The sequence below is a fragment of the Streptococcus danieliae genome, from assembly GCF_025447695.1.
GTDB classification, from domain to species: domain Bacteria; phylum Bacillota; class Bacilli; order Lactobacillales; family Streptococcaceae; genus Streptococcus; species Streptococcus danieliae.
This window is the reverse complement of sequence record NZ_JAOBSU010000082.1, coordinates 1-7,675: the sequence shown is the minus strand read 5'-3', so window position 1 is coordinate 7,675 and position 7,675 is coordinate 1. Positions and strand designations below refer to the sequence as shown.

Genomic DNA, 7,675 nt, shown 5'->3' with positions numbered 1-7,675 from the left:
CACCTCAGAAAAGTATTGCCCAGTTATGACAATTTTCTGGATGCTTTGTTGTCTTGTTCTTGTTTCAAATGACTATAAATGATAAACAATAAACATTCAAAAAGGCCTACTTCTCACCCAGGAGAAGCAAGGCCTTTTTTGTTAGAGTCCCAAACGATTAAAAATAGCTTCAACTCCGCTGGTGTAATAGTCTGGGTTAAAGACTTCATCAATTTCCGCTGGAGTGAGGTAAGAAGTGATGGTAGAATCTTCTAGTAGCAACTGTTTAAAATCAACCTGTTGGTCCCAGGCCTCAGCCGTTTTGGGCTGAACCAAGTCATAGGCGACTTCCCGCGTCATTCCCTTTTCAATTAAAGATAATAAAACACGCTGGCTATAAATCAAACCAAAGGTTGCGTCCATGTTCCGGCGCATATTATCAGGGAAGACCGTCAAGTTCTTAACGATGTTCCCAAAACGATTGAGCATGTAATCCACAAGAATGGTTGAATCCGGAGCGATGATCCGCTCAGCAGAAGAATGGGAAATATCCCGCTCATGCCAAAGCACAACATCCTCCATGGCTGTCACCATATGTCCCCGCAAGACACGGGCCAATCCGGTCATGTTCTCAGAGCCAATCGGGTTGCGTTTATGAGGCATGGCTGAACTACCTTTTTGCCCCTTGGCAAAGAACTCCTCCACCTCACGTTGCTCCGACTTCTGGAGGCCACGAATCTCGGTTGCCATACGTTCAATCGAAGTCGCAATCAGGGCTAGACAATTAAAGTAATCCGCATGCAGATCCCGTGGCAGAACCTGAGTGGAAATTTCCTGCGGTCGAATGCCTAAACGCTCGCAGACATACTCCTCCACAAAGGGTGGAATGTTCGCAAAGTTCCCAACCGCACCAGAAATTTTACCAGCTTCAACGCCCTTAGCGACTGCCTCAAAACGCTCCATGTTCCGCTTCATCTCACTGTACCAAGTTGCCAGTTTCAAGCCAAAAGTCGTTGGCTCCGCATGAACACCATGGGTCCGCCCCATCATAATGGTGTATTTATGCTCCCGCGCCTTATCGGCAATAATCTGGGTAAAGTTTTCGAGATCACGGCGAATAATATCGTTAGCCTGCTTATAAAGATAACCGTAAGCTGTATCCACCACATCTGTTGAAGTCAAGCCAAAGTGGACCCACTTGCTTTCCTCACCCAGAGACTCTGATACGGCCCGAGTAAAGGCCACCACATCATGGCGAGTTTCCTGCTCAATCTCCAAAATTCGCGCCACATCAAAGCTAGCCTTCTCGCGCAACAGGGCCACATCTTCCTTGGGAATCTCCCCCAACTCAGCCCAGGCCTCAGCCGCTAAAATTTCCACCTCTAACCAGGCCTGATACTTATTTTCCTCAGACCAAATGGCTCCCATTTCAGGTCGCGTATACCGTTCTAACATAGGTTCCTCCTACAAGTGTTCTCTTACCAGTTTACCTTATTTACAACTTTTTCTCCAGTCATTCCGAATGAATAGAAAAAGAACCAAGGAGGTGCCCATGTATCCAGCAACCCCTATTCAAGCAGCGATCCAGCCCAGCCAATCCATCCAGATCACCCCTGTAACTGCCCAGCAGGTCGAGCTTCTTTTCCCTATGGTCAAACAAGAAGGACCTCTGACCCTGCACATCCAAGCTAGTCAAGATCCAAAGAGCTGGCACTACTATCCCCTACCAGAAACCAAGCAGACTCCAAGGCTAAACTTAAACCTCAAAGACTTCCCCTCACAGGCTGGTCCCTACACCTACCAACTCAGAACTAGCCAGGGACAGATCCTCCAAAGTGGAAGCTTAGCCCTCCCTGCAAACCCAAACCAAGATTTCAAACCCCGGACCCAGTTTTCCCCTGCTCAACTGGATCAAGGACTCCTGCTCTTTCAGCTCAAACCTGCACCAGCCAGTCCAGCCATTAAGCAAGCTCGCTTGCAGATTAGACAAGACCACCAAGAGCCCAAGACCTACCCTCTAAGCCTAGAAAATACATCTGGAAGTTTCCAAACCACGATTGATCTCAACCAAGAACTAGCTGGGAGTCCCATCCAAGCCCAGATTGAAATCAGCTTTGATCAAGGACAAAGCCAAGTCTATCCATTGGCTGACTACCAAATCCCACTCGACAAACTAAAACCACAAGTCCAAGTCCAGCAGGAAGATCGGACTCTGCATGTAGTAATCTCCAGAGCTCAGACTCTGGAACAAGCCCAGCTTCTCCTGAATCATCAAGCCTATCCCCTGCAACAAATCAGTCCAGCCCTCTACCAGCTGAGCTTGGACCTGCCCACTACTGAGACAGCTGACATCCAACTCCAGGCCTTCCAACAGGGTCACGAACAAATTCTCTACCGTAAGACCTTTCAACCAGTCCCTAGCTTCAATCAACCACCGGAGACCTCAACAAATACAGCGGATCCCTTTCCCGCTATCTACCCCGCACCCACCTATCCCGTCGGCCAATGCACCTGGGGCGTCAAACGCTTAGTCCCCTGGGTTGGTGACTGGTGGGGTAACGGTGGCCAATGGGCCCAGTCTGCCCAATCCCTCGGTTTTGCCACTGGCTCAGAACCCCGCGTCGGTGCCATCGCCTGCTGGGACGATGGCAGCTACGGCCACGTAGCCCTGGTCACCCACGTTAATTCCACCCAAGCCATCCAGGTCAAAGAAGCCAACTATAACGGTCAGGGAAGTATCCGCAACTATCGTGGCTGGTTTGACCCCAGCCGCGGCTGGGGTCAGTTGACCTATATTTACCCGCCGGGGAGATAATATAAAAAGGTTTTTGGGATTCCATCCCAAAAACCTTTTTATAACGTCCTATTCTTTCTCAACCTGATCAGCTTGGAAAACGTCCTTGGCTTGGTCAACAATCTGACTCTCCAGAATGGAGGCAACCTGTTTGATTGTGTAGTAAATCGACTTGGCATCACTGGAACCATGGGCCTTAACAACGGGAGCCTTCACACCAAAAAGCATGGCTCCTCCAGCTTCAGTATAGTCCAGACTTTGACGCATTGCTTGAAGACTCGGTTTCAACAACCAGGCTCCCAGCTTGGCCCGTAGCCCTCCAGCTAAAATAGTCGATTTTAACTGGCTAAGAATACCCAAGGCTGTTCCCTCCATCGTCTTGAGGACTGCATTGCCCGTAAAACCATCTGTCACAACAACATCCGCTACCTGGCTCATCAAATCCCGAGCTTCTACATTACCAATAAAGTTCAAATCTTCTCGAGCTGCCAGCAGCTCGTAAGCCTCCTTCCGCAAGGAGTCTCCCTTACCAGCTTCTGAGCCATTATTCAGCAAACCAACTCGCGGATTCTGAATCCCCCGAACCTGGCTAGCATAGAAAGAGCCCATTAGGGCATACTGTTCCAGGTGTTTGGGACTACTCTCCGCATTGGCCCCCAAATCCATCATCACAAACCCTTGCCCAGTTTGACTGGGAAGCGTCGTCAGCAAACCTGGCCGGTCAATTCCTTTGATCCGGCCGATAATAAAGAAAGCAGCCGCGAGAAGGGCACCGGTATTACCAGCAGATAAAAGGGCATCCGCCTGGCCATCCTTAACTGCCTTAGCCGCCAAGACCATGCTGGCATCCTTTTTGCGCCGAATAGCCCGCGTTGGCTCATCATCCCCTTCAATTTTTTCCTTAGTATGAACAATCTCGATCCGATCAGCATTCTCAATCAGCGGTAAGATCTGCTCTTGATCCCCATACACCTGAAACACCACATCGGACAGCTCATCACGAGCTCTCAAAACACCTTCAATAATGGCCTGAGGCGCAGCATCGCCCCCCATAGCATCAATGGCAATACGTTTCATTTTCTCTCCTTCAACAAACTCCCCCACTCATCTAGGGAATCTAGAAATTTCTTGGCCTTCAATTGAATGCCGACATATTCTTGGTAAAAAGTATCAAGAGTCTGACGCAAGTCAGCCTTGGTTTCTTTAGACAAACGGATGCTCTCTAATTCCTCCAGAGAAACAGCCTGAAACCGCTCCAAAAGAAAGAGGCAGTTAGGCTTGAAATGCGCCCGATGGACATCCTGCTCATAATGGTCCGGGCACAGTACCCCATCATAGACAAAACTATAATCAAAAGGAAGCCCTGACCGATGGCAAAAACAACATTCCGACAGCACCAGACGAGTCCCAAACCGATCTAAAATCTGCATTTCAAAAATCAAGGTCAAGACCTCATAATCCAAACCTGCTTCCATCAAGTCCAAAGTCTTGGTAACAAATTGAAAAAGGGCTGGATCTGCTTGCCCATCCTGAATACTAGCATCTGCCAAAGCCAATACATAGGAGGCATAAGCCAAGGAATAAATATCTCCCTGAATCTTCGGATAGGCTGTCTCGACACTGACTTCATCAATATAACCCAAGCCCTCCTGCCGCAACTTAAAAATATAATCTCCAACAACCAAGGGCTGGATCTGAGCCAAACGCTGGGACTTCTCTACATTGCGGACAAAAAACATCCGCTTCCCAGCCTTCTCTATAAAAATTTTAACCAGACGATCCTTTTCCCGATAGGGACGATTGTAAAGAACCAAGCCCCTGGACTGAACTATCTCCATCAGACATCCACCTTAATCGTATACTCTTTTAGTTTATAACTACCTTAGCTCATCCTGCTGTCCCACTTTGAGGGGGGAGACAAAAGTCTAACCCCATTGACTTTGATTAACAAAATGCCTTTGACGCAGTAGCTGATTGGGTCTAACAGCATTGTATGCTGTTAGAGAGTACCAAATCTTGTTTGCGAAGCAAACTCGAAAAAACTATAAAAGGCTGGGACAGATGTCCTAGCCTTATTGTATTCATTCACAAAAACATTTTAAGCCAATGATTGATAACTATTTGTTTTTGTTCAAGGCAAACAAACCAGACAACGGACGTTTCTCATGAATCCGAATAATAGCCTCTGCCAACAGATTTGCCGTTGAAATCTGAACAATCTTATCAATCAAGCGATCTTCTGGGAGATCAATCGTATCCAAAACAACCAACTTCTTAATGGCTGAATTTTGAATATTATCCATCGCTGGGCCTGATAATACTGGGTGAGTACAGCTCGCATAAACTTCAACTGCTCCCGCTTCTTGTAAGGCATCTGCAGCATGAGCAATCGTACCAGCCGTATCAATCATATCATCAATGAGGATACAAGTCTTCCCTTCAACCTTCCCGATAATGTTCATGACTTCACTGGTATTCATCTTATCAACAGAACGCCGTTTGTCAATAATGGCAATCGGAGTTCGTAAAAACTCAGCCAATTTCCGAGCCCGAGTCACTCCTCCGTGGTCTGGACTGACAACAACATAGTCATCTCCAACCATTCCCCGACGTTCGAAGTAATCTGCAATTAGTGGCGCCCCCATCAAGTGGTCCACGGGAATGTCAAAGAATCCCTGGATTTGAGCGGCATGCAAATCAATAGTCAAGAGACGGTTAACCCCTGCCACCTGCAGCATATCTGCCACAAGCTTGGATGTAATCGGCTCCCTAGCTCGTGCTTTCCGGTCCTGACGGGCATAGCCATAATAAGGCATAACTACGTTCACAGATTCTGCACTCGCCCGTTTCAAAGCATCTACCAAAATCAGAATTTCCATGAGATTGTCATTTACAGGTGAGCTCGTTGATTGAAGAATATAAACATGTTTCCCACGAATTGATTCCTCAATATTTACTTGGATCTCCCCATCTGAAAACTGACGCACACTGGATTTTCCCAATTCCATACCAATCGCAGCTGCCACACGCTTAGCCAGGTCCTGATTTGACGACAGAGCAAATAATTTTAAATCAGAAAAAGACATGATTCCCTCCGCATTTTTTTCCCTTCTTATATTTTAAACCTTTTCAACTCTTTTTTCAATCGAAATCAAGATTTGGCTAGGAAAAAACGAAAGAGGGGAGTTACCAATAAACTTAAAAGGAGGTTGACCGCTAAACTCGGCGCCAAACTTAGGGCCACAAAATCCGTCCAATCCAGGCTGACCATTCCCATCAAGTTTGCAGCCCCAAAGTACAGGCCTTCAAACAGACTAATCAACAAAACAGTTGCCAATAAGATCGTCCAGATATTCCGTAAAAATAAACGGTTAAAACTGGTTACAAACAAAACACAGAGGGGAAGCAGAACTAAGAGAACTCCTAGGGAATGGAAAACATAGCTATCCAAAAGCAAACCGGCAATCAAACTTGCCCCTAATAAAGCAAAGGTTGAGAAAAAGACCGAAGCAAATAGCAGAAATAGCAAGCTACCATGAACAACAGGATACCAATGATTGGGAATTAGATAGGACACAAAAAGGGACAATTGTTGATCTACAAACCAGAGAAAGAGAAAGAAACCAAGGATTTGAAGAAGATTCCAAACTGCTTTCATTATTGACCCACCACACTGACTGTTGAAAAATCCAGACTAGTTGCCGATAGTTTTACATAGACTTCCCGCTCCAGATTATGACTATTTTGTTTACTCGACTCAACTTGACCCAAGGGAATGTCCTTGACTGGCATATTACCCAGACCAGAAGTCATCACTCGTGCTCCTTTAGGAATCTCATCACCAGCATTTAACTGACTGACTGTGACCAATTCCTGTACAGGATCATAGGACTTAATAATTCCAAAAATATCTTTTGAACCCGTATTAATTTTCACGGGGATCGGCAGCGATTCCTGCTTAGAGGTTAACAGGGCTACAACACTGGTATCCTCAGACACCTCCAAAACTTGCCCCACCAGTCCTCCATGCGCCACGACGTACATGTCCTCAACCAGCCCCTCTTTAGACCCCTTATCAATCAGCAAACGATTGGCCCAAGTAGCCGGTAGGCGATCGATTACCGCTGCCTGGATCACTTTGCGGTCCTTAAACTGTGACTGTAAACCTAACTGTTGCCGCAATTCTTCATTCTCTTTTTTTAGAGACTCGACTTGGTTGACTTCCTCATCCATGGCATAAAGTCGCTGCTTCAAGTCTTTGTTTTCTTCATAAGCATAAAACAAATTAGAAAAATCAATCTCAGCCTGCCGCAACAGTCCAAAGGGCTGGTGCAGGATCCGGCTCAAAAACGAAACAGCTCGATTGGTCTGCTGGACAACTACAGAAGGGTAAGAAAAAAACAGTAATCCCAAGACTAGAATCGAAGCTAAACCTGTAAGGAGAACTGTCTTTGACATGCGAAATTTTTTCATAGATTCACCACTAAAAAGGATAAAATAAGAAGGTTAGGATCCTATCCCAACCTTACTTCACAACGGAGAATGGGGGATTCGAACCCCCGCGCCGGTTACCCGACCTAACGATTTAGCAAACCGTCCTCTTCAGCCTCTTGAGTAATTCTCCTATGGGCACGAGTGGACTCGAACCACCGACCTCACGCTTATCAGGCGTGCGCTCTAACCACCTGAGCTACGCGCCCAAGTCTATGACTTGGAAATTATCATTGAACTTTCGTTCAAAGCGGGTGACGAGAATCGAACTCGCGACAACAGCTTGGAAGGCTGTAGTTTTACCACTAAACTACACCCGCTTATGCTAAAAAGAAATGGCGCGAGACGGAATCGAACCGCCGACACATGGAGCTTCAATCCATTGCTCTACCAACTGAGCTACCGAGCCAA

General features: G+C 46.7%; 7 protein-coding genes and 4 tRNA genes. 1 reads left to right on the top strand and 10 read right to left on the bottom strand.

The window, feature by feature from the left end; translation table 11 throughout:
• Window positions 1-141: 141 nt before the first annotated feature.
• Window positions 142-1,434: an adenylosuccinate lyase gene (purB, locus tag N4310_RS06525; RefSeq protein WP_262092538.1), complete on the bottom strand. Its 1,293-nt coding sequence runs from the start codon at window positions 1,432-1,434 to the stop codon at window positions 142-144.
• 97 nt (window positions 1,435-1,531) lie between these two features.
• On the opposite strand from purB, the gene N4310_RS06520 reads away from it, so the two are divergent.
• Window positions 1,532-2,794: a CHAP domain-containing protein gene (locus N4310_RS06520; protein WP_262092537.1), complete on the top strand. Its 1,263-nt coding sequence runs from the start codon at window positions 1,532-1,534 to the stop codon at window positions 2,792-2,794.
• Window positions 2,795-2,842: 48 nt separating this feature from the next.
• Here N4310_RS06520 and plsX read toward each other — a convergent pair whose 3' ends face one another.
• The 9 genes from plsX to N4310_RS06475 form a co-directional block, all read right to left on the bottom strand.
• The gene (gene plsX / locus N4310_RS06515) at window positions 2,843-3,850 is read right to left on the bottom strand and encodes a phosphate acyltransferase PlsX (protein WP_262092536.1); all 1,008 of its coding nucleotides are present in this window, start codon (window positions 3,848-3,850) and stop codon (window positions 2,843-2,845) included.
• Window positions 3,847-4,611 carry a DNA repair protein RecO gene (recO, locus tag N4310_RS06510; protein ID WP_262092535.1) on the bottom strand — a complete coding sequence of 255 codons (765 nt, stop codon included), beginning with the start codon at window positions 4,609-4,611 and terminating at the stop codon, window positions 3,847-3,849. The genes plsX and recO overlap by 4 nt, the downstream gene beginning before the upstream one ends.
• A 279-nt stretch (window positions 4,612-4,890) precedes the next feature.
• Entirely contained in the window at window positions 4,891-5,859 is a 969-nt protein-coding gene (locus N4310_RS06505) for a ribose-phosphate diphosphokinase (protein ID WP_262092534.1), read from the bottom strand.
• A gap of 65 nt (window positions 5,860-5,924) precedes the next feature.
• A complete protein-coding gene (gene mreD / locus N4310_RS06500) occupies window positions 5,925-6,431 on the bottom strand; it encodes a rod shape-determining protein MreD (RefSeq protein ID WP_262092533.1) in 507 nt (168 codons plus the stop codon).
• Window positions 6,431-7,231, bottom strand: a complete 801-nt coding sequence (mreC, locus tag N4310_RS06495) for a rod shape-determining protein MreC (RefSeq protein WP_262092532.1) — start codon at window positions 7,229-7,231, stop codon at window positions 6,431-6,433. The genes mreD and mreC overlap by 1 nt, the downstream gene beginning before the upstream one ends.
• 78 nt (window positions 7,232-7,309) lie before the next feature.
• Window positions 7,310-7,397, bottom strand: a tRNA-Ser gene (locus N4310_RS06490).
• Between the two features lie 2 nt (window positions 7,398-7,399).
• Window positions 7,400-7,473: transfer RNA gene (locus N4310_RS06485), tRNA-Ile, on the bottom strand.
• 40 nt (window positions 7,474-7,513) lie between these two features.
• A tRNA-Gly gene (locus N4310_RS06480) sits at window positions 7,514-7,584 on the bottom strand.
• A 16-nt stretch (window positions 7,585-7,600) separates the two neighbouring features.
• Window positions 7,601-7,673 (bottom strand) — tRNA-Phe (locus N4310_RS06475).
• Window positions 7,674-7,675: the final 2 nt, after the last annotated feature.